The sequence below is a fragment of the Phyllobacterium bourgognense genome, assembly GCF_003337575.1.
Taxonomy (GTDB): domain Bacteria; phylum Pseudomonadota; class Alphaproteobacteria; order Rhizobiales; family Rhizobiaceae; genus Phyllobacterium; species Phyllobacterium bourgognense.
This window is the reverse complement of record NZ_QPJM01000002.1, coordinates 27,991-49,035: the sequence shown is the minus strand read 5'-3', so window position 1 is coordinate 49,035 and position 21,045 is coordinate 27,991. Positions and strand designations below refer to the sequence as shown.

The 21,045-nt window shown below is 57.3% G+C and carries 19 protein-coding genes; 1 reads left to right on the top strand and 18 read right to left on the bottom strand.

The features are described 5' to 3' along the window. Positions 1 to 296: 296 nt before the first annotated feature. The 4 genes from C7476_RS03860 to C7476_RS03845 form a co-directional block, all read right to left on the bottom strand. Positions 297 to 824 carry a phage minor head protein gene (locus tag C7476_RS03860; RefSeq protein WP_114428607.1) on the bottom strand — a complete coding sequence of 176 codons (528 nt, stop codon included), beginning with the start codon at positions 822 to 824 and terminating at the stop codon, positions 297 to 299. A gap of 117 nt (positions 825 to 941) precedes the next feature. Further along, positions 942 to 2,621 (bottom strand): DNA repair protein RecN, encoded by a 1,680-nt coding sequence (gene recN, locus C7476_RS03855; protein WP_114428606.1) that lies wholly within the window; start codon positions 2,619 to 2,621, stop codon positions 942 to 944. A 77-nt stretch (positions 2,622 to 2,698) separates the two neighbouring features. After that, positions 2,699 to 3,535, bottom strand: a complete 837-nt coding sequence (locus C7476_RS03850) for an outer membrane protein assembly factor BamD (protein WP_114428605.1) — start codon at positions 3,533 to 3,535, stop codon at positions 2,699 to 2,701. A 269-nt stretch (positions 3,536 to 3,804) separates the two neighbouring features. Next, positions 3,805 to 4,194, bottom strand: a complete 390-nt coding sequence (locus C7476_RS03845; RefSeq protein ID WP_114428604.1) for a tautomerase family protein — start codon at positions 4,192 to 4,194, stop codon at positions 3,805 to 3,807. A gap of 109 nt (positions 4,195 to 4,303) precedes the next feature. Between C7476_RS03845 and C7476_RS03840 the strand changes: the two genes are divergently transcribed. Further along, positions 4,304 to 5,197 (top strand): LysR substrate-binding domain-containing protein, encoded by an 894-nt coding sequence (locus tag C7476_RS03840; protein WP_114428603.1) that lies wholly within the window; start codon positions 4,304 to 4,306, stop codon positions 5,195 to 5,197. A gap of 6 nt (positions 5,198 to 5,203) precedes the next feature. Here C7476_RS03840 and lpxC read toward each other — a convergent pair whose 3' ends face one another. From lpxC to C7476_RS03770, 14 genes are all read right to left on the bottom strand, one after another. Beyond that, the gene (gene lpxC, locus C7476_RS03835) at positions 5,204 to 6,163 is read right to left on the bottom strand and encodes a UDP-3-O-acyl-N-acetylglucosamine deacetylase (protein WP_114429009.1); all 960 of its coding nucleotides are present in this window, start codon (positions 6,161 to 6,163) and stop codon (positions 5,204 to 5,206) included. A gap of 262 nt (positions 6,164 to 6,425) precedes the next feature. Continuing rightward, complete coding sequence (ftsZ, locus tag C7476_RS03830) at positions 6,426 to 8,105, bottom strand: cell division protein FtsZ (RefSeq protein WP_114428602.1); 1,680 nt, start codon at positions 8,103 to 8,105, stop codon at positions 6,426 to 6,428. A 139-nt stretch (positions 8,106 to 8,244) separates the two neighbouring features. Continuing rightward, positions 8,245 to 9,567, bottom strand: a complete 1,323-nt coding sequence (gene ftsA / locus C7476_RS03825; RefSeq protein WP_114428601.1) for a cell division protein FtsA — start codon at positions 9,565 to 9,567, stop codon at positions 8,245 to 8,247. Beyond that, positions 9,564 to 10,505 (bottom strand): cell division protein FtsQ/DivIB, encoded by a 942-nt coding sequence (locus C7476_RS03820; RefSeq protein ID WP_114428600.1) that lies wholly within the window; start codon positions 10,503 to 10,505, stop codon positions 9,564 to 9,566. The genes ftsA and C7476_RS03820 overlap by 4 nt, the downstream gene beginning before the upstream one ends. After that, the gene (locus tag C7476_RS03815; RefSeq protein WP_114428599.1) at positions 10,493 to 11,419 is read right to left on the bottom strand and encodes a D-alanine--D-alanine ligase; all 927 of its coding nucleotides are present in this window, start codon (positions 11,417 to 11,419) and stop codon (positions 10,493 to 10,495) included. Before C7476_RS03815 ends, C7476_RS03820 begins: the two co-directional genes overlap by 13 nt. Before the next feature lie 219 nt (positions 11,420 to 11,638). Further along, entirely contained in the window at positions 11,639 to 11,977 is a 339-nt protein-coding gene (locus tag C7476_RS03810; protein WP_114428598.1) for a type II toxin-antitoxin system HicB family antitoxin, read from the bottom strand. Next, on the bottom strand, positions 11,974 to 12,228 hold the full coding sequence (locus C7476_RS03805; RefSeq protein ID WP_114428597.1) for a type II toxin-antitoxin system HicA family toxin: 255 nt from the start codon (positions 12,226 to 12,228) through the stop codon (positions 11,974 to 11,976). Before C7476_RS03805 ends, C7476_RS03810 begins: the two co-directional genes overlap by 4 nt. A 78-nt stretch (positions 12,229 to 12,306) precedes the next feature. Further along, positions 12,307 to 13,281: a UDP-N-acetylmuramate dehydrogenase gene (gene murB, locus C7476_RS03800; protein ID WP_114428596.1), complete on the bottom strand. Its 975-nt coding sequence runs from the start codon at positions 13,279 to 13,281 to the stop codon at positions 12,307 to 12,309. A 46-nt stretch (positions 13,282 to 13,327) separates the two neighbouring features. After that, entirely contained in the window at positions 13,328 to 14,728 is a 1,401-nt protein-coding gene (gene murC, locus C7476_RS03795; protein WP_114428595.1) for a UDP-N-acetylmuramate--L-alanine ligase, read from the bottom strand. Then, entirely contained in the window at positions 14,725 to 15,852 is a 1,128-nt protein-coding gene (gene murG / locus C7476_RS03790; protein WP_114428594.1) for an undecaprenyldiphospho-muramoylpentapeptide beta-N-acetylglucosaminyltransferase, read from the bottom strand. The genes murC and murG overlap by 4 nt, the downstream gene beginning before the upstream one ends. 3 nt (positions 15,853 to 15,855) lie before the next feature. Further along, complete coding sequence (gene ftsW / locus C7476_RS03785) at positions 15,856 to 17,013, bottom strand: putative lipid II flippase FtsW (protein WP_114428593.1); 1,158 nt, start codon at positions 17,011 to 17,013, stop codon at positions 15,856 to 15,858. Then, positions 17,006 to 18,415 (bottom strand): UDP-N-acetylmuramoyl-L-alanine--D-glutamate ligase, encoded by a 1,410-nt coding sequence (murD, locus tag C7476_RS03780; protein ID WP_114428592.1) that lies wholly within the window; start codon positions 18,413 to 18,415, stop codon positions 17,006 to 17,008. Before murD ends, ftsW begins: the two co-directional genes overlap by 8 nt. Before the next feature lie 8 nt (positions 18,416 to 18,423). Continuing rightward, complete coding sequence (gene mraY, locus C7476_RS03775; RefSeq protein ID WP_114428591.1) at positions 18,424 to 19,506, bottom strand: phospho-N-acetylmuramoyl-pentapeptide-transferase; 1,083 nt, start codon at positions 19,504 to 19,506, stop codon at positions 18,424 to 18,426. Between the two features lie 24 nt (positions 19,507 to 19,530). Next, positions 19,531 to 20,964: a UDP-N-acetylmuramoylalanyl-D-glutamyl-2,6-diaminopimelate--D-alanyl-D-alanine ligase gene (locus tag C7476_RS03770; protein ID WP_114428590.1), complete on the bottom strand. Its 1,434-nt coding sequence runs from the start codon at positions 20,962 to 20,964 to the stop codon at positions 19,531 to 19,533. Between the last annotated feature and the right edge of the window lie 81 nt (positions 20,965 to 21,045).

Here is a 21,045-nt window from a genome sequence, read left to right as displayed (position 1 = left end):
TCATTCCGGCCATCGATACATGCTCTCGGTCGCACTCAATTTCGCTTCGCTTTTGAAATTGGTGGTCCATGTATCTGTAATCGAGAACGGTGTGCCTCTTAGTTCTGTCCATTGCCACGATTCGGGTGTCAAGGCAGAGGAACCAGTCGCCATCTGTCGCAAATCTGCAGGATCGGTAAATTCATCGGCGTATTGGTAAGAGATGCTGCCCTCAATGAACATCATACCGTTTTGAGTTTTGACAGATCCAACAAACTGCCCACTAACGACACTTTTTCCGAAAGCAAAAACATATCCTATAAACTGATATGTCCCGGCGAACCCATAGGTGAAATGACCGAATTTCGCCTTTCTCGCTGCGTCAATAATCTGCGCGTTAATACGATCACCAATGCTGCGTAGAAAAAGTAGAAGATTAAACCTGCCAAGTTGCCTGTTTTAGAGAGTGTGACCGCCTCGCCGCCACCAGTTCTAAAATAGTCCAAGAACTTACCTGTGTTCCACTGCGGAGTCGCGTCATTGATATCGCTGCTGATCGTCTGGTTAGCATATTCGCTTGTCCCGAGTTCATAGGGTTCCGCTGTACAGCGGCAGCCGTAGCCCTCGCCCGGATGTCCCGTTTCCGGTGGATTGTCCCATGCGAATAGCTTCCCGTTATTTTCTATATGTGAGGGGCACACCTGCGGATCGCCGCGCGTGCGCCAGATATAACGTGTGGTCTGGTGGCCCAGGTCTTCTGCCTTTAGCGACAGGCGTATCGGTACCCCGCGGCGGAGATAGTCGTTAAAAGCCTTGCGGTATTCCAGTGAAATGAGAGGGTTCATCGTGTCTTGTCCCGTTGCGTTGAGACGATGATACGGCCGCAAAAGTGAGCGTGGATAAGTGACCAGTGAGAAACCACTGGAATGCCGTCAATATCGCGCGTTCAGGGGCTTCGGCTATTAAGGTACGGCGGGAGCGTTTTCCCGGAGCAACCGCACCGCTGCGGCGCGCGCTTCATCGGTGACACTCGCGCCGGCCAGCATGCGGGCGATTTCCTCCTGCCGGTCGCCAGTTTCCATCGCCCGTATGGATGTCGCCACGCGGTCATTGCCGGCGGCGGCCTTGGCGATGAGGAAATGTGTCTGAGCCCGTGCAGCAACCTGCGGCGCATGCGTGACGGAAAGAACCTGAACGGTGCCCGCAAGCCGCCGCAGACGCTGGCCAATGGCATCAGCTACCGCACCGCCGACACCTGTATCGATCTCATCGAACACCAGTGTCGGCGCCGAGCCGCGATCGGCAAGTGCTACTTTCAGCGCCAGCAGAAAGCGCGAGAGCTCACCGCCGGACGCGACCTTCATCATGGGACCGGCGCGCGTGCCCGGATTGGTCCGCACCCAATATTCGACAGTATCGATACCATCCGCTGTCCGGCTCTGTGTATCCGTCGTCATCTCGACGATGAACTCGGCGCGCTCCAGTTTCAGGGCGGGCAGTTCCGCCATGACAGCCTGTTTCAAATGCTCGGCAGTCTCGTGACGGTCGTTTGAAAGTGCGAGCGCGGCCAGATCATAAGCGTCGCGCGCGGCCTGCGCCTCTTTTTCGAGTGCTGCCAGCCGTTCGGCCCCCGCGTCGATATCGGCAAGGTCCGCATCCATCCGGTCACGCAGCGCGGGAAGGTCATCGACAGCCACGGAATATTTGCGTGCGGCGGCACGCAATGCGAACAGCCGCTCCTCCGTTTGCTCAAGCACACGCGGGTCGAAATCGATTGCTCGGATCGCCTCTTCGATACCGTTTTGCGCTTCCGCCAACGCATTCAGGGCCTCGTCAATGGCCTTGACGACCGGCTCCAGCAACTGTGGAGCCTCCGGCACCTTGCGTTCCAGCCTGCGGACGAGGCTGGCAAGCGAGGGCACGGGAGACGCGTTGCCGGACAACACCTCGTTGGCATCGTTGACATCGCCCGCGATCTTTTCCGAACGCATCATGTCCGTGCGCCTGATTGCCAGTGTCTCTTCCTCCAGCGGTTCCGGATCGAGCGTCGCTAGTTCTTCAACAGAGGCGCGCAGATAATCGGCCTCGCGGGTCGCCGCTTCTACCTTGGCACGGTGACGGACCAGCGTGTGTTCCGTATCGCGCCAGGTCTTGTGAAGTGTGCGTACAAGCGCCGCCTTGATTTCAAGCGCTCCAAAAGCGTCAAGCAAGGTACGGTGGATATCGAGATCGACAAGCGCACGGTCGTCATGCTGGCCATGAATCTCGACAAGCCTGCGTCCAAGCTCCTTCAGCAGCGTGACGCTTGCCGCCTGATCATTGATGAAAACGCGACTGCGGCCGTCGGCATTCTGCACGCGGCGCAGGATGATATCGCCATCGTCTTCAATGTCGTTCTCACGCAGCAGCGTGCGGGCCGGATGGCTTCCCACGACATCAAAGACGGCAGTGACTTGCCCCTGCTCCGCGCCATGACGCACCAGCGAGGCATCGCCCCGCGACCCCAGCGCCAGCGACAAAGCATCAAGCAGAATGGATTTACCTGCACCTGTCTCGCCGGTCAGCACCGACAGACCTTCGCGAAACTCGATGTCGAGCCGTTCAATCAGAACTATATCGCGGATCGACAGATGCGAAAGCATGGTTGCTCAGGTTAGGGTTTCTTCGTTTTTACGCAATCCCGGACGGAAAACCGGTTCCCACTTTTCCTGGAATTGCTTTAGACGCCGTCTTTACCACCAGTGATAGCTTCTGCGGCTTTGGATAGCCATGAGCCGGCGTTCTGCCGAGGTTCAAGCCCGCCACTTTGCAGCAGTTTGTAGCTGTCCTTGTACCACTCGCTGTCCGGATAATTCTGGCCGAGAACGGCTGCCGCTGTCTGGGCTTCATTGGTGATGCCCAAGGCGTAGTAGGCTTCAACCAAGCGGGCCAAGGCTTCCTCCACCTGGCGTGTGTTCGAGTATTGCTCGACAACGCCGCGGAAGCGCTTGATCGCTGCCAGATATTCCTTGCGCTCGAGATAGTAACGGCCAACCTGCATTTCCTTGCCGGCGAGCTGATCGCGGCCGAAGCGGATTTTCTGCTTGGAATCTTCGACATATTCGGAGTCGGGGTAACGTTCGACCACCTCGTTGAACGCAGCAATCGAGCGGCGAGTCATGCTTTGCTCGCGTGTCACATCCGGGATCTGGCGATAGTAGCAAAGGCCGGTAATGTAATAAGCATAAGCCGCCTCTGGCTGCGTTGGGTACAGCGCAATGTAGCGCTTGGTCATAGCAACGGCCTCGTCATATTTGCCTGCACGGTAATTGGCGAAGGCACCCATGACGAGCGATTTGCGAGCAAATTCCGAATAGGGATGCTGGCGGTCGACAGCATCGAATTTCTTGGCGGCCTCATCGAGGCGGCCGGAATTCAGATTGGCCAGAGCTTGGTTATAAAGAACGTCTGCAGGTTCGATCGTGTCGACATAAGCATTGAGATCGATGTCGTCGTCCTTCGAAGCACAACCGGAAATGGCTATAGCGCTGGCGACTGGAAGGAGTAGAAAGGCCATCCTGGCCTTGCCCCCAAAGCCTTTACTTATCGACATTCTGCTATTCGCCATGCTGTTTCCGGCCCCATATAATAATTTGAGAGCAATTATCGCAAACCCGATATCACGTTTGCGATCCACACTCTAGGCATAGTCAATCTACCGTCGGTTGGGCGGTCATAAACCACAAGCGAGGAGAATCAGCAATCTTATTGCCATGTAATCGTCCAATTTTGTGGCGGAGCCGAAAATGAACTGCAAATCCCTAAGATTCGCTTATTTTGTTTCAACTAGGCGTTTTCAAGCAACTGGGCTTCACCATTACTAAAGGACCATTCATCCCGGCTTGAAGTGCTGATGATGATCATGACGTCCTCCGGTCGAACGCCGGGCGCCTCGCTGAGCAGCTTGACCAGACGTTTGTAGAACGCCTGCTTCGTCGCGGCATCGCGAGGTCTGCCGATGGCAATCGCGAACACCATGAAGTCGTCGGAGCGCGGACCACCAAAATAGTTGCGGTCGAACACGAACTCACCCGGGCGATGCTTGTGAATGGCCTGGAAACGATCAGCAAGCGGAACATTGAATGCCTCGACCATGGCTTGATGCAGACTATCGGAGACGGCCTTCAGATACTCGGGGGATTTTCCTTCGAGAAGCGAAATGCGGGTAAAGGGCATGGAACTATCCTTTCTTTTAAAGTCTTGACGTCATTTCTATAACGCCGCATGATCATCCTGAAAATCAGAAAGTTTTTGACGAACAATTCCAAAAATATGGATAATTAACATGCGACGAATTACCTTCGATCTTGATGTGTTGCGCACCTTTGCGACCGGCATGGAACTTGGCAGTTTTGCCAAAGCAGCGGTCCGGCTTGGCCGCTCCACCTCGGCGATCAGCGCGCAATTGAAGAAACTCGAGCAGCAGGCGGAAACGTCGATCTTCGTCAAGTCGGGGCGCGGGCTGGCGCTAACGGAAGCCGGCGAGACAATGCTGGCCTATGCTCGCAGGTTGCTCGACCTCAACGATGAAGCTGCGACGGCAATCCATGGCAGCGAGCTTGCAGGGTGGGTGCGGCTGGGATTGCAGGAGGATTTCGGCGAAACCATTCTTCCGGAAGTCCTTGGACAGTTCGCCCGCGCTCATCCAAAGGTGCGGATCGAAGCACGCGTGGCACGCAATGCCGAATTGATCGATCGCATCACATCCGATCGTCTTGACCTGGCGTTGGCGTGGAGCGACGCGTCTGCGAGGACACCGCACTCCGACCACATCAAGGATTTACCAATGTGCTGGGTTGGCCCGGCCGGCGAGCCAAGGAACTGGCGAGTATCCGCGGACGAACCATTACCTCTGGCGTCGCTGGAAGCACCTTGCCTCTTGCGCACTGCCGCCACAAGCGCACTCGACCGCGCCGGCATACCGTGGCGGCAGTCGTTTGTCAGTCCGAGCCTGGCGGGGTTATGGGCTGCAACCGTCGCGGGCCTTGGCGTAACCGTTCGCACGCCGTTCGGGCTACCGCCAAGCGTACAACCTCTGGTACCGGCTGACAGCGGACTACCACCGCTACCTTCTCTCGGGCTTGTTCTTCATCGATCGCAAGCGCAATCAGATCCGGCAACCGCACGCCTCGCATCGATCATGCTGCAAGCGGTGCACAATGCGATACCGACGTACTGATAAGAGTCAGATCGCCCAAGGTGCAAAAACAGGAGCGTTTACGGCAACAAGCGATGCGCCGCGCGATTGGCCGCGTTTACCAGCCATTTCGACGATCTCGAACGCCGTATGGTCGGAGAGCAGTGCGCGGAGCGCCGCAGCATTCAGCCGGTGCCCGCCGCGATACGAGCGGAAGCAGCCAATGAACGGCGCGCCAGCGAGGGCAAGATCGCCGATGGCGTCCAGCGCCTTGTGACGAACAAACTCATCCTTGTAGCGAAGGCCACCCGGATTGATGACAGAGTGATCATCGCCGATGACCAGCGAGTTATCGAGTGATGAACCCAGCGCCAGGCCCGCAGCCCAGAGCTTTTCCACGTCGCGCATGAAACCGAAGGTGCGCGCCCGCGAAATCTCCTTGCGGAAGACCGCCTCATCCATATCGGCGGCAAATTTCTGACGGCCGATGACCGGCGTTTCAAAGTCGATTTCTACCTCATAGCGCGTTCCATCATAAGGACGGAACTCGGCCCAGGATGCCCCGGCCTCGATGCGCGATGTCTTGAGAATCCGGATGAAACGGCGTTTAGCCGCTTGCCGCACGAAACCGGCCTGCTCGAATGCGTCGAGGAAGACCAAGGATGTTCCGTCGAGAATTGGCACTTCCGGGCCGTCGATCTCGATGATCATATTGTCGATGCCCGAACCGGCAATTGCTGCCATGACGTGCTCGACTGTGCTGATCGTCACCCCTGCCCTGTTGGCAAGCGTGGTCGACAGATCGGTCGTCCCGACTTCCGATACAAGCGCCTTGATTTCGTGGCTGGCGCTATTTCCGTCGAGCCTGTGGAAAACGATACCCGTATCGGGATCGGCCGGGACGAAAGCAATCGTCACCGGCGCACCGCTGTGCACACCAGCTCCTGAAAGCGTTATTCGCTCGGCGATTGTTGTCTGGTAGTCGCGCAATTGAAACCTCGTGCCCATGTACCGCCCCGGATTATCCAACCGGTCTTCAGTATGAATTTGCGGCGCTGCACGCTTTTCGGAATCAGCATCGCTCATCGTTATTTTGCGCCGCAAGATACAGTTGGCATCCCATGAAGCAAAATCACGGTTTCGCGACGTTTGTAACGAAACCACTGCGCCATCAGCTAAGTCGTTTCTTTGGCCTTTCAATGGCTTGAAAGAAAAATTCCGCCATTGAGGCAATGGCGGAATTCTTATTCTTTAACAATCCGTGATCAGATCAGTTCGCCTGACGGCGAAGGAAAGCCGGGATTTCAAGCTGATCGTCTTCGGACGCCTGGCGCGCGTGTGGCTGAACGCGGCCCTGCTCATCGAGCTGTCCACGGCGCGGCGCATAGATCGACGCGTCCTGTGAAAGCGGCCGGCGCTGTTCGACCGGACGCATCGCGGGTTCGCGCGGCTGCGCTGGCTCTAGCCGGGCGGTCTCGTCTTCGCGGCGAGTCAAACCGGCAGTGAGGCGCTTTAGAAGACCCATCGGCCCACGATCTTCCTGGTTGTCATAGGAAGGTTCGCGATTGCTCTCACGGCTTCCCATGTCGCGGGCGTTGAGTTCTGCCTGAACCACAGGCGGGAAATCAGCGACATTCGGCATGCGTGGGGCAGCCGGTTGCGGTGCGGGTGCAGCCTGCATCTGCGGAGCGGGCTGATGCACCGGAGCCTGAGGCGCGGCAGCAAAGGGAGCATCGAACACTTCTGGCGCTGGCGCCTGGAAAATGCGGCTCTGCGGACGGAACTCCTCGGCGGGCTGTGGAGCGCGCTGCACCACCTCCTGTTCCGCAGCGCGGATCGCATCGGCTACAGGGTCCGCTACCCGTGCGGCCGGCTGCTGAACAACCGGACGTGCATTCGTACTTGCGGCGGCCTGCTGCGCGGGCTTGGCAATCGGCTTCAGAGGCTGGCGAAATTCGATCGGCGCGGGCGCCGACTCTCCAATCTGCTTATCGATGCCAGTTGCCACGACAGAGACGCGGATGATGCCTTCGAGGCTTTCGTCGAAGGTTGCGCCGAGGATGATATTGGCATCCTGGTCAACTTCCTCGCGGATACGAGTTGCAGCCTCATCAACTTCAAAGAGCGTCATGTCGCGGCCACCGGTGATCGAAATCAGCAGACCCTTGGCGCCACGCATGGAGGTTTCATCAAGCAGGGGATTGGCAATTGCGGCTTCAGCGGCAGCCATTGCACGGCCGTCGCCAGAGGCTTCACCCGTCCCCATCATCGCCTTGCCCATCTCGCGCATGACCGAACGAACGTCGGCAAAGTCGAGATTGATCAGGCCTTCTTTCACCATCAGATCGGTGATGCAGGCAACACCGGAATAGAGAACCTGATCGGCCATCGCGAAGGCATCGGCAAAGGTCGTCTTGTCATTGGCAATGCGGAAGAGGTTCTGGTTCGGAATGACGATGAGCGTATCGACGTTCTTCTGCAGATCAGCAATTCCCATATCGGCGGTGCGCATGCGGCGCTGACCTTCGAAATGGAAAGGCTTGGTGACAACGCCAACGGTCAGAATACCCTTTTCGCGTGCCGCCCGGGCAACGACCGGCGCCGCGCCGGTACCGGTGCCGCCACCCATGCCGGCAGTGACGAAGCACATGTGGGTGCCCTGGAGATGATCGTTGATCTCGTCGATGCATTCTTCGGCTGCTGCGCGGCCAACTTCCGGCTGCGAGCCTGCACCAAGGCCTTCGGTCACAGCGGCACCAAGCTGAACCAGACGTTCAGCCTTCGACTGCGATAGCGCCTGTGCATCGGTATTGGCCACAACGAATTCAACACCGCGCAAACCGGCATTGATCATGTTATTGACCGCATTGCCACCACCACCGCCAACACCGAATACGGTGATCCGTGGCTTAAGCTCGGTAATGTCCGGCTTTTGCAGATTGATACTCATTTGTTTCGTTCCTTTTCGTCTCTACCGCCTCGCCGCTGCGGTGTTTTTTTGGGTTTCCCCGCCTGCCCATTCTACGAATGGGCTGTTTCAACTCGCTACTGCGACCTTTACGCGTCCCGAAGGACGCGCGGCGCAGTAGTCAAAAACTCTCTTTCAGCCATTGGCCGATACGCTGAAAACGCCCACCTGTGCCCGTCATCAACGACGATGAACCAGCCTTTACAGAACGCTCCTCAATTCCTGCCACCTGCGGATAGATCAGAAGACCAACCGCTGCAGAGAAAGCCGGACCCTTGGCAGCCTCGGGAAGCCCCGTGACACCAAGAGGACGGCCAATACGCACATTGCGAGCCAGAATGCGGCGTGCCGCCTCCGGCAATCCCGCCAACTGACTGGCACCGCCCGTAAGCACCACACGCTTGCCGACAATCTGGCCGTAGCCGGACTGATTGAGGCGGTCACGCGCGAGTTCCAGCGTTTCCTCAACCCGGGCACGGATGATGCGGGTCAGTACCGCGCGTGGATATTGATTGGGAACATCGCGCGCATCGTTGCCGAGCGGCGACACACTGATCATATCGCGATCATCGGCAGCACTTGGCAGGGCCGAGCCGTGCATGACCTTCAGCCGCTCGGCGTCGTCCATATGAGCCGACAGGCCACGTGCCACATCCATGGTCACGTGGTTGCCGCCAATGGCGATTGCATCAGCATGAATGAATTTGCCTTCGGAGAACACGGAAATCGTCGTCGTACCGCCACCCATGTCGATGCAGGCAGCGCCCATCTCGGCCTCATCATCAACGAGTGCCGATAGACCGCTGGCGTAAGGCGTTGCGATCATCGCCTCGACAGACAAATGACAGCGATTGACGCAGAGCTCAAGATTGCGCAGTGGCGCCGCGTCGGCAGTCAGAACATGCATTTCAACGCCTAGCGTATCGCCGATCATGCCGAGCGGATCGCGAATGCCGCGTTCACCATCGAGGCCATAGGCGATCGGTAGCGAATGCACGAGATGACGCTCAGCGGCAAGCGCTTGCTTGGCTCCGGCTGCAAGCACGCGGCGGATATCCGACTGATCAACCTCATGGCCGCCGAGATTGATACTGGCAGAAAAGCTCTCGCTCTTCAGGCGTCCCGCCGAAATATTGACGATCATCGAGTCGACCGTGAGGCCCGCCATACGCTCCGCCGCATCGACGGCAAGACGGATCGCCTGCTCGGCAGCATCCAGATTGACGATGACTCCTGACTTGATTCCGCGCGACTTCTGATGGCCAATTCCCAGAACCTCGATGCGATGTGTACGGCCTGGCAGATGTGCGCTTTCCTCACGCGGACGCAAACGCGCGATGATGCAGCAGACCTTGCTCGAACCGATATCCAGAACTGTCAACGAGCGCGTCCGCTTGGCGGATGGCGCTCCTGTCGATGAACCTTTTCCGTTCAGAATACTCATACACGCTTCTCCGAACGCTTGGGCGCCTTGTCACGGGCCTTCAAATACTCAACGCGCTGTACCATTGCTTCCGGCGTCAGCCTGACAACCACGCGGTCCGTCAGGCGCAGATCGACCGATGCGATATCGCGAGACAGAAGCCCTGCCTTGCTGTCCATATTGGCAATATCGGTCAGGGCCTCGTCGATGCGGGATTCCGGCAGCATCAGGCTTACGCCATTTTTCAGCACCAGATCCCAACGGCGGTCCCCGACCCGCTGATAAGCCTTTACCTCGGCAGCGATTTGCGGGAAGGCGGCCATCTGCGTCAGGAGAAACTTTGCCTGCTTGTCAGCACCAGCGCCGATCACCACCGGCAACGAAGCGCTGCGACCACCATTGAACGATACGATCATTCGGCCATCAGCATCGATAACCGAAAGCTGATCGCCATTTTGCCACACCGCCAATGCGGTGCGCTCGTGGATCGAAATCTGGATCGTGTTCGGATAGACCTTGAACACATCGACGGATTCGACCCAAGGCAATCCCGCTACGGCCTTTTGAGCGTCCGCAGCACTCAAGCCTACCAGCGATGTCTCGCCGTCAAGGCCAAGAGCGCCGAGAACGTCGATCTCCGACGTTTCCTTGTTGCCGACGACCTTCACATCTTCAATGGCGAAGCCGAATGTCGAGGTTGTAACCTTGACCACTTCGGGCGCATGACCGCCAAGGATCGCGCCGTAAGCTCCGGTCAAAGCCAGGAAAGCCAAGGCACCGAATGTCCCAACATGGTTCGGAATGGAAACTTCGCCTTCGATGGTGCGGGCAAGAACGCGAACAGGCTTGCGCAGGATTTTTGGCAGGACGATCCGGAAACGGCCAAAAGTCGCCGACCTGCCCGAAGACACCGGCACAGCACCTCGCGGGTGCGCATTTTTGCCCTTCAACGCAAACACGATGCGTCCTCCACCATCCAACTCAACAATTCACCGAAGGTATGCCCCGCAGCTTTGGCGATATCAGGCACGAGAGAGGTGGGAGTCATGCCTGGCTGGGTGTTGACTTCCAGCCAGATAAGCTCGCCATCCTCGGAAAAACGGTCGTCGTAACGGAAGTCCGACCGGCTAATCCCTTTACATCCAATTGCCTGATGCGCCTTGAGTGCCAGTGTTTGTATTTTTTGGTAAATTTTTAGTGAAATTTTAGCGGGAACAACATGATTTGATCCGCCTGCAACATATTTTGAATCATAATCGTAGAACTGGTGCCCGACCGGGATGATTTCGCATACTCCAATGGCCACATTGCCCATGACGGCACAGGTCAATTCCCGCCCATAGATGTAGCGCTCGACCATGACGCTATCGCCATATTTCCACTCCGCAGAGGTAATAATCTGCGGTGGGTGAGACTGATCCTCCTTGACGATGACGACACCGAAACTGGAGCCCTCGCTTACGGGCTTCACGACGTAAGGCGGCTTCATCGGATGCTTTGAGGTGAAGTCCAGGCGGTTCATGGTCTTGGCTTCAGCCACAGGGATACCAGCTGCCTTGGCAACGATCTTCGCCTGCTCCTTGTGCATCGCGAGAGCAGACGCGAGCACACCTGAATGCGTGTACGGAATTTCGAGATACTCCAGAATGCCCTGGATGGTGCCGTCTTCGCCAAAGGGACCATGCAGCGCATTGAAGGCAACATCGGGCTTGAGGTCACGCAACACACTGGCGATATCGCGAGTAACGTCGACGCGGGTTACGGTATAGCCTTCGGCCTCCAAAGCATCGGCGCATGAATTGCCAGAAGACAGCGACACCGGACGCTCCGATGAAAAGCCACCCATCAGCACCGCAACATGCTTTTTCGCCATGAAGGCAACCCCTCGCACTCTTCCCCATCAAAGCTGAAAACAGACATGAGTCCGGGCACATCCGGCGGCCAAGACCGCAGATACCCGAGACTGGCAAGACCAGCCGACTCAAATCAGTTAACGCTTGTCCCTAAAGAATCAGAGAGTTGATTCGCTGACAAGTCCCCAATGATTCAACAATGGAAATTCAGGTAAAAAAATATGTCAGGAGGAGGCAGATCATGCGGCGCGAGCAGCTGCCTCGATTGCGTCGGCTACCCATTCATTGAGACTTTTGTTTTCTGCAGCAGCTGCCAAGACGGCAGCTTCGTGAAGTTCCGCAGCAAGACGTACATTGAAACGACCAGAGAATTCGCGGAATGGAGGAATGCCTTTCTCAGCACACATCTCAAGAAAAACCTTGAGCGACTTACGACCCTCGACAATCAGATCATCGACGCTCCTCGCGTAAAAATCGGCCCCACCGGACAATCCGAGAAATTCTCCACGGATCATGCCGATTTCCGGATCAAGAGAAACGACAGCTTTGTGACCGTCGATATCAATCACATTTTTCATGGCTTCACTCCATGGCTCTCCAGCCATTTTCTGATGCTCGCAATTGCACCCTTGTCGGTATCCGGCGATGGATGCGGGCGGTGAAACACTCGAACTTCGCCGAATAAAACGACACCGACATGCGAGCCTTCTCTTTCGCTGACTTCAGCCCCGAGACCGACAAACAATGCTTCCACATCGACCGAGCGAACTGAACCACTGACTGGACGAGCGAAAATCTGCACCAAGGTAATGTGGTGTCTATGCTTCATAAATTGAGTACCATTTTTTAGTACCATTCACAACGAAATTTAAGCAATGAATTATTTGAAAAAGCTATTGGATCCAGATCAGAGCAGCTGCCCCATAAACTCGTGGACCTCTTGACCGGGCCGGAAAAGCCCAAGGCGTTTGATTTCCCAATGCAGGCGAACACCCGAATTCTGCACGACCCGCGAACGGATGGTTTCGCCAAGCGTCTCGAGGTCATGCCCCGAGGCAGTGCCGGTGTTGATCATGAAATTGCAATGCATGGGTGACATCTGCGCGCCACCGATCATCAGTCCGCGCCCGCCGGCTTTGTCGATCTCTTTCCAGGCAGAGGAGCCTTCAGGGTTCTTGAACGTCGAACCGCCCGTCTTTTCCCGGATAGGTTGCACCGTTTCGCGGTGCTGCTGGACGGCATCCATCGCTGTCTGGATGTCCCCGCGATCACCCGGCACGCCTTCGAACAGCGCTGAAGTAAAGATCAGATCACTTGCCGCACCGGAATGCCGATATGCGTAGCCCATGTCGGCGTTTGAAAGAACTCGAACTTCGCCCTTGCGGTCAAGTGCACGCACTTCCACCACGCGCTCACGCGTTTCAACGCCGTTAGCCCCGGCATTCATACGCAGAGCGCCGCCGATCCCGCCAGGGATACCGTGATAGAAATGGAACCCGGCGATGCCTGCTTCCAGCGCCGCCGCCGCTACACGTTTGTCTGGCGTAGCCGTGCCGGCGCGCAACTGCGTATCGCCTACGCGTTCCACCTCGCCGAAGCCTTTGGCAGACAGGCGCACAACGAAGCCCGGAATACCGCCATCTCGCACAAGGAGATTGGACCCGATGCCGGCAGTCAGAACCGGAAATTCTTGCGGGACAGCTTTGAGGAATGCCGACAAATCTTCCTCGTCCGCAGGCTGGAACATGACTTCAGCTAGACCGCCAGCGCGGAACCACGTGACCTTTTCCATGCCCATATTGGGTGTCAGCCGACCGCGCAGACTTGAAAATCTATCGCCCAGCTTTTTCAGCAGGGCTTCGCCGTCAATAAGTGGAGACATTGTATCCTTCCCGCCCGAACCATTCCTGTCGGAGCAACCGCCAAATCTAGAGCGCTGCGAGTTCCTTTGGCAAGGCATAGGCCCATTGGGTAATGTTGCCCGCCCCGAGAAAGATCACAAAATCATCCGGCTTGGCGATCTCGGCGATCAAAGGAGCCACTTCTTGCGGACCCGCGATATAGCGCGCATCACGGTGTGCGGCGGTTTTGATACGCGAAACCAACGCCTCTGAATTCACTCCCGGAATGGGATCTTCGCCAGCCGAATAGACGGGAGCCAGGACAACCGTATCGGCATCGTTGAAACACGCTGCAAACTCATCGAACAGGCTGGCGAGCCGTGTGAACCGATGCGGTTGAACGACAGCGATCACGCGGCCTTTCGCGGAATCCCGCGCCGCCCTCAATACCGCTTTGATCTCGACCGGGTGGTGGCCATAATCATCGAATATCTCGACACCCTTCCACGTTCCCGTATGGGTAAACCGGCGCTTGACCCCGCCGAAGGATGACAAGCCCTTCTTGATGTCGTCGGCCGAGATACCAAGCTCATGGGCTACGGCGATCGCCGCTGTGGCATTGGAAACGTTGTGACGTCCCGGCATCGGCAGGCGCAGGCCGGTGATCTCGATGATCTCACCCGTCTTACGCTTGGCGATATGAACATCGAAACGCGAGGCAGCGCCGTCAACGACGAGATTGACGAAACGAACATCTGCCTGCGGATTTTCACCATAGGTGATTACCCTTCGGTCCTCGATCCGCGATACCAGCGACTGTACTTCCGGATGGTCGAGACACATGACACCGAACCCGTAAAACGGTACATTCTCGACGAATTGCCGGAAAGCTTCGCGGACCCTGTCGAACGTGCCGTAGTGGTCGAGATGTTCGGGATCGATATTGGTGACAACAGCCACATCAGCCGGAAGCTTCAGGAACGTGCCGTCGCTCTCGTCTGCTTCGACGACCATCCAGTCGCCCTCGCCCATGCGTGCATTCGTACCATAGGCGTTGATGATACCGCCATTGATAACCGTCGGATCGAGATTGCCCGCATCGAGCAAAGTAGCGACCATGGAGGTGGTCGTCGTCTTGCCATGGGTGCCGCCGATGGCGACGGCCTTGCGGAAACGCATCAGTTCGGCCAGCATTTCGGCGCGGCGGACGACCGGAAGCAGCTTCTCTCGGGCCGCGATCAATTCAGGATTGGATTTCTTGATGGCCGTTGAAACAACGACGACTTCGGCGTCGCCCACGTTCTCCGCCTTGTGGCCAACGAAGATCTCGATGCCTTTTTCCCGCAGACGCTGCACATTGGCGCTGTCGGCCTGATCGGAGCCTTGAACCTTGTAGCCAAGGTTATGTAATACTTCGGCAATACCACTCATGCCGATACCGCCGATACCGATGAAATGAACAAGGCCTATATTGAGCGGCATCTTCATGGACGCACTCCTTTTTTGAAATCTTCAATCCGTTGACCGGACGCAATAGCTTCTGCGAGGTCCGCAAGCAACCTTGTGGCTTGCGGTTTGCCGGTGGTGCGGGCTTTTTCCGCAATAAATGCCAGACGGGTGGGTTCGTTCATCGCACTTGTCAGGATGGACGCAATGCGCTCCGGGGAAAGCTCGGATTGTTTGATCACGTCCGCTCCACCGGCAGTCTGGAGCGCCGCTGCATTAGCCGCCTGGTCATGATCCAGGGCATGCGGGAAGGGGACAAGAATGGCTGGCCGGCCGATGGCGGCTATCTCGGAAACTGTGGAAGCGCCCGAACGCGACAGAACGAAATGGGATTCGGCGATGCGATGCGGCATATTGAGAAAGAATGGCGCAACCTCCGCCTTGATGCCGAGCGAGTCATAGGCCGAGCGGACATATGACTCGTCTTCCGAGCGCGCCTGCTGCGTCACGACAAGGCGTGCCCGATCTTCCGGCGTCAGCAGTTTGATGGCAGCCGGCACGGCAGTGGAAAAGTATTGCGCGCCCTGACTCCCGCCAAAAATCAGAAAATGAAAGGGCTGGTGCGCCTGCGACGCCCTATAAGGCTTATCCACCTCTGCCAGGACCGCCGGGCGCACCGGATTTCCGGTGGCGATTGTCTTTTGCGCAAATGGTCCACCGGTATCGGTCAAGAAGCCACCAGCAATTGCATTGACGCGAGACGCCAACGCCTTGTTGGCGCGTCCCATCACTGCGTTCTGCTCGTGGATGAGTGTCGGTATTTTCATGCCGCTCGCCGCATAGAGCGGCGGCAGCGTTGGATAACCGCCAAATCCGGCAACCAGCTTCGGCCGAAACGTCCGGAAAAACTTGCGGGAATCGAGATTTCCGAGCCAAAGAGTCCAGAAGGTCTTCGCCAAGGAAACGGGATTGCGCCCGGCAATCGTGGCAGATCTCACGACATGTATCTGCTCGGCTGGAAACGCGCCCGTGAAGCGTTGTGCACGTTCGTCGGTCGCCAGATGGATATCCCACCCGCGCTCTATCAATTCATGTGCAAGCGCTTCAGCCGGGAACAGATGCCCGCCTGTACCCCCGGCAGCGAGAAAAATAACCCCCTTGGTCATCGATCAGGTGCTACTTGCCATCAGATGCATTTTCGAGTTTGCCAAAGTCGCAGAACGACGTGCCTCGGGGCGGCGGCGTGTAAGCGCAAGCAGAAGTCCCGTCGAAATTGCAACCGCGATAAGCGATGAACCACCATAGGAGATGAACGGCAGCGTCATGCCCTTTGCGGGCATCAGGTGCAGGTTGACCGACATATTGATGATCGACTGGAAGCCGAACAGGATCACCAGACCCGATACAGCAAGCCGGGTGAAATCATCGCGTTCTTTCAATGCGATCGACAGACCACGGACAACGATGAACCCAAAGATCAGCACGATCAGCAGACAAAGGGCAATGCCGTATTCCTCGGCGGTCACCGAGAATATGAAGTCAGTGTGGCTGTCAGGAATGATGCGCTTGATAGTGCCCTCGCCCGGGCCTTGGCCAAACCAGCCACCGCGAACGATCGCTTCACGGCCGGCATCGACCTGGAAGGTATCGCCCTCGCCGGTCAGGAACCGGTCGATGCGGCCAGCCACGTGCGGAAATACGGTATAGGCGCCAAAGAATCCGCCAACGGCCAGGACACCGAGAAGGATAATCCAGAACCATGGAACACCGGCCATGAAGAACATCGCGCCCCAGGTAACGGCTGTCAGGATGGTCTGGCCAAGATCAGGTTGTGCAACAAGCAATGCCGCTACCACTGCAAACAACACCATGGCGAAGAAGTTGCCGGGAATGTCCTTGCGGCGCTCGTTTTCTGCAAACAGCCATGCACAAATAATAACGAAGGCCGGCTTCATGAATTCGGATGGTTGAATGGATATGCCGGCAAGCGAGACCCAGCGCCTGGCGCCCTTGACCTCAATACCGAAGAATAGGGCACCAACCATCGCCACGAGCGAAATGCCGAGCATTATCATGGCAAAGCGCCGGATGGTCTTTGGCGCCATGAAGGAGACTGCGAACATCACCATGACCGCCGGCACCATGAACAGTGCCTGCCGCTTGACGAAGTGAAAGCTGTCGAGGCCGATACGCTCGGCTACCGCGGGGCTCGCGGCGAACGATAGCAAAATGCCAAGTCCCATCAGCGCCAGACATGCGGCGAGCAGAAAACGATCTATCGTCCACCACCAATCGGCAACGGGACCACGGTCAACGCGACTAACCATTATGAGCAGCACCTCCGATTGGCAATACGCCTTCAAGCGCGAGTACGGCGGAGCGGAATGCGTCGCCGCGTTTTTCAAAATTCTGGAATTGGTCGAAACTGGCACAGGCCGGCGACAGCAGCACCACGGGTTCACTCGAACCGTCCTTGGCTGCATCGCGCGCGGCATGATCCACAGCAGCGCCGATTGTGCCGGATATCTCGAATGGTGCAGCGTCGCCCAGCGTTGCCGCAAATTGCGGCGCCGCCTCGCCAATCAGATATGCCTTGGCAATGCGCGGAAATAAACCGGATAGCGAAGCGATGCCGCCTTCTTTGGGCAAGCCTCCAGCGATCCAGTAAATACGCGGAAACGATGACAAAGCGGGCGCAGCAGCTTCCGCGTTTGTTGCCTTTGAATCGTTGACGAACAAGGTCCTGCCAAGCCGCGCGACCTGTTCCATGCGGTGAGCGAGACCTGGAAACGTTTTCAGCCCCGCATTGATCTCTTCCGTGGAGAGGCCAACGGCGCGGCAGGCGGCGAAGGCAGCGAGCGCATTTTGCGCATTGTGTTCGCCACGCAGCGACCCGATGCCCGCGAGCGATGCAACCGCCGTTTCGTCGCCTTTTCTGGCAAAAAGCAGCTCCTCACCATTGGCAAAATATCCATCGCGAAGGGCTAAGCGTTTTGAAATGCGAATGACGGATTTGCCTGTCCGCTCCAGCCGGTCGGCGATTGCCGCTGAAAAGCTGTCATCGACGCCGACGATTGCGATTTCGCTACCGGCGACCAGACGTTCCTTGATCTCGGCATAGTGCTGCATCGTGCCATGCCGGTCGAGGTGGTCCGGCGTCAGATTGAGCAGGATACCTGCGGTCGGATTGAGCGAAGGCGCAAGATCGATCTGATAGGAAGAGCACTCGACGACATAAAAGCGTTCGTCCGTCGGCGGCTCCAGTGTCATCACCGCCGTGCCGATATTGCCGCCAAGCTGCATGTCACGACCCGAACTTTTGATGATATGAGCGATCAGCGCAGTTGTAGTCGATTTGCCGTTGGTGCCGGTAATAGCAATAAAGGGGCTGCGCTTGTGAGCCAGCTTGCGCTCGCGCACGAAAAGCTCGATATCACCGATGATCTCGACGGCTGCTGCCCTTGCGAGATCCACGGCCCAGTGTGGCCGCGGGTGAGTGAGCGGCACGCCGGGCGACAACACGAATGACGAGAACTGCTTCCAATCGACCTGCCGAAGATCAGCTGTCTCGATTCCGGCGCTTTGTGCCCGCGTCACGCTCTCCGGATTGTCGTCCCAAGCAATGACCTTGGCTCCGCCAGCAACAATCGCCTGCGCCGTCGCAATGCCCGAACCGCCGAGCCCGAAGAGCGCGACGGTCTTGTCCTTCATGGAATGGGCAGCGATCATGCAAGAACCTATCTCAGTTTAAGCGTGGAAAGGCCGATCAGTGCGAGGATCACGGCAATGATCCAGAAGCGGATCACGACCTGGCTCTCGGTCCAGCCTTTCTTTTCGAAATGGTGGTGAATAGGCGCCATCAGGAAGACGCGCTTGCCCGTCATCTTGAACGATGCCACCTGGATGATCACCGACATTGCCTCCATGACGAACACGCCGCCGATGATGGCGAGGACGATCTCATGCTTCGTGGCAACGGCGACTGCACCTATGAGGCCGCCGAGCGCAAGGGAGCCGGTATCGCCCATGAAAATGGCGGCGGGAGGCGCATTGAACCAAAGGAAACCTAGCCCAGCGCCGATGACCGATCCGAGCACAACGGCCAGTTCACCCGTGCCTGGCGTAAAGTGAATCTGCAGATAGTCGGCAAAAATCGCGTTACCTGCGAGATAGGCGATGACGCCGAACGAAGCCGCTGCGATCATCACCGGAACTGTCGCCAGACCGTCCAGACCGTCGGTGAAATTCACCGCATTGCCGGCGCCGACCATGACAAAGGCGGCAAAGGGAATGAAGAATATGCCGAGGTTGAGGATGAATTCCTTGGCGAACGGGAATGTCAGTGAGGATGAGAACGGCTCCTGCCCTGCCCGCATGATGGCAAGGCCGGCTATGGCAGCAACAAGGAATTCGATGCCGAGGCGTGCACGCGCAGAAAAGCCCTTGAACGACTGTTTGCTTACCTTGAGATAGTCATCGTAAAAGCCGATCGCTCCGAAGAACAATGCGACCAGAAGAACGATCCAGACATAGACGTTCGACCAGTTTGCCCATAGCAGCGAAGACAGGACGATGCCGGTCATGATCATCAGGCCGCCCATCGTCGGCGTTCCGGCCTTCTTGAAATGGGTCTGCGGACCATCGGCGCGGATCGGCTGACCGCGTCCCTGCCGAATGCGCAGCGAGTCGATGATGCGCGGGCCAAACAGGAAAACAATCAGCGCTGATGTGATCAGCGCTCCGCCGGTCCTGAACGTGATGTAGCGGAACACGTTCAGAAGCTGGATATGTTCCGCCAGACCGGCGAGATAGTACAACATGTGTTAATTCCCCATACACGCAGGCTATTCGGCAGGACCGAGCGGCTCTACGGTGTTGTATTTCTGCAAGAGCGTTTTCACGATCTGCGCGAAGCCGGTCCCCTTGGATGACTTGACCATGACCACGTCACCGGCTCTGATAGTGTTCAGCAATTGCGGTTGCAATTCGTCTACGGTCTGCCTGTATTCGGCATGAAATTCAACCGGCATGGCCGATTTCAGCGCTGCCATCTCCGGTCCGCCGATAAAAACCATATTGATTGGATTGGCCAAGATCACCGAAGATAACTCGGCGTGCAGCTTCGGTGCCTGCTTGCCGAGTTCCAGCATGTCGCCAAGCACCGCAATGCGACGGCCCTTTCCGTGCGGCGTTGCGGCCGCCAAGAGTTCGATTGCCGCGCGCATAGATGCAGGATTGGCGTTGTAGCTTTCGTCAATCAAGGTGAACGTTCCGTTGGCTATCTCAAGGAGATGACGCGCGCCGCGACCGCTCTCCGGCCGCAACGACGCGAGCGCCAGCGTTACCTTGGTCATATCCGCGCCCGTCAGGTGCGCGGCGCCAAGAACTGCAAGTACGTTCTGGACGAAATGCCTGCCAGGAGCACCGATTTTGACGACCGCTTCCTCGCCAGCAAGACGCGCCGTCAAACAGGAACATTCGTCGTGGAGTTTAAGCTTCATCAGGCGGTAGTCAGCACGCGCATTCTCGCCAAAACTCTTGATGTGCTCGACACCTGCATTGTGCGCCAGTTTTTCCAAAAGTTTGAAGTGCTTGTCATCGCGGTTGAGCAAGGCATATCCGCCCGGTACAACTCCTTCGAAGATTTCCGCCTTGGCGATCGCGATTTCCTGTAAATTTTTGAAGTGCCCGAGATGTGCAGCAGCGATCAAGGTAATCAACGCGACGTGCGGACGCACCATTTTGACTAGCGGGCGTATTTCGCCGGCATGGTTCATGCCGATTTCAAAGATGCCGTAATCAGTGTCCGCCGGCATGCGCGCGAGCGTGAGCGGGACGCCCCAGTGATTGTTGAAGGATGCGACGGAAGCATGCACTTTTCCGGCCTGTGCAAGAACATGCCGCAGTGCTTCCTTGGTGGTTGTCTTGCCGACCGATCCTGTGACGGCAACGATCTGCGCATGCGAGCGCTCCCGCGATGCAATGCCTAGCCGGGTCAACGCCGCCAACACGTCATCAACGACGATCATCGGCGCTTTCAGTTTTCCGAGCGCCGGCAGTTTTGCTTCGGCGACCACGAGAAGTGCAGCGCCAGCCGCAACGGCAGCCGTTGCGTAGTCATGGCCATCGAGCGCATCGCCTTTGATGGCAAAGAACCCTTCGCCGGCCTGCAGGGTGCGCGTATCGATGGAAATTCCGGTGATCCCTCCAGGCAATTTGCCGACGGGCCTTCCATTCATCGCTTCGACCATTGCATCGGAAGTCCAGAGCAGGCTCATGCGCCCTTCTCCCGCGCCAGCCGGTCTTGAGAGCGAGATGAAATTATATTGCACCATTCTGCCGGAGAGAATTTGGAACAA

What these genes read in the sequence shown, in the direction of transcription:
- ftsZ (WP_114428602.1), bottom strand. Translation starts at nt 8,105, where the DNA reads ATGAGTATCAATCTGCAAAAGCCGGACATTACCGAGCTTAAGCCACGG.
- C7476_RS03810 (WP_114428598.1), bottom strand. Translation starts at nt 11,977, where the DNA reads ATGAAAAATGTGATTGATATCGACGGTCACAAAGCTGTCGTTTCTCTT.
- murD (WP_114428592.1), bottom strand. Translation starts at nt 18,415, where the DNA reads ATGATCGCTGCCCATTCCATGAAGGACAAGACCGTCGCGCTCTTCGGG.
- C7476_RS03815 (WP_114428599.1), bottom strand. Translation starts at nt 11,419, where the DNA reads ATGGCGAAAAAGCATGTTGCGGTGCTGATGGGTGGCTTTTCATCGGAG.
- murG (WP_114428594.1), bottom strand. Translation starts at nt 15,852, where the DNA reads ATGACCAAGGGGGTTATTTTTCTCGCTGCCGGGGGTACAGGCGGGCAT.
- ftsW (WP_114428593.1), bottom strand. Translation starts at nt 17,013, where the DNA reads ATGGTTAGTCGCGTTGACCGTGGTCCCGTTGCCGATTGGTGGTGGACG.
- murC (WP_114428595.1), bottom strand. Translation starts at nt 14,728, where the DNA reads ATGAAGATGCCGCTCAATATAGGCCTTGTTCATTTCATCGGTATCGGC.
- C7476_RS03805 (WP_114428597.1), bottom strand. Translation starts at nt 12,228, where the DNA reads ATGAAGCATAGACACCACATTACCTTGGTGCAGATTTTCGCTCGTCCA.
- ftsA (WP_114428601.1), bottom strand. Translation starts at nt 9,567, where the DNA reads ATGAGTATTCTGAACGGAAAAGGTTCATCGACAGGAGCGCCATCCGCC.
- C7476_RS03840 (WP_114428603.1), top strand. Translation starts at nt 4,304, where the DNA reads ATGCGACGAATTACCTTCGATCTTGATGTGTTGCGCACCTTTGCGACC.
- C7476_RS03860 (WP_114428607.1), bottom strand. Translation starts at nt 824, where the DNA reads ATGAACCCTCTCATTTCACTGGAATACCGCAAGGCTTTTAACGACTAT.
- C7476_RS03845 (WP_114428604.1), bottom strand. Translation starts at nt 4,194, where the DNA reads ATGCCCTTTACCCGCATTTCGCTTCTCGAAGGAAAATCCCCCGAGTAT.
- murB (WP_114428596.1), bottom strand. Translation starts at nt 13,281, where the DNA reads ATGTCTCCACTTATTGACGGCGAAGCCCTGCTGAAAAAGCTGGGCGAT.
- recN (WP_114428606.1), bottom strand. Translation starts at nt 2,621, where the DNA reads ATGCTTTCGCATCTGTCGATCCGCGATATAGTTCTGATTGAACGGCTC.
- C7476_RS03770 (WP_114428590.1), bottom strand. Translation starts at nt 20,964, where the DNA reads ATGAGCCTGCTCTGGACTTCCGATGCAATGGTCGAAGCGATGAATGGA.
- mraY (WP_114428591.1), bottom strand. Translation starts at nt 19,506, where the DNA reads ATGTTGTACTATCTCGCCGGTCTGGCGGAACATATCCAGCTTCTGAAC.
- C7476_RS03850 (WP_114428605.1), bottom strand. Translation starts at nt 3,535, where the DNA reads ATGGCCTTTCTACTCCTTCCAGTCGCCAGCGCTATAGCCATTTCCGGT.
- lpxC (WP_114429009.1), bottom strand. Translation starts at nt 6,163, where the DNA reads ATGGGCACGAGGTTTCAATTGCGCGACTACCAGACAACAATCGCCGAG.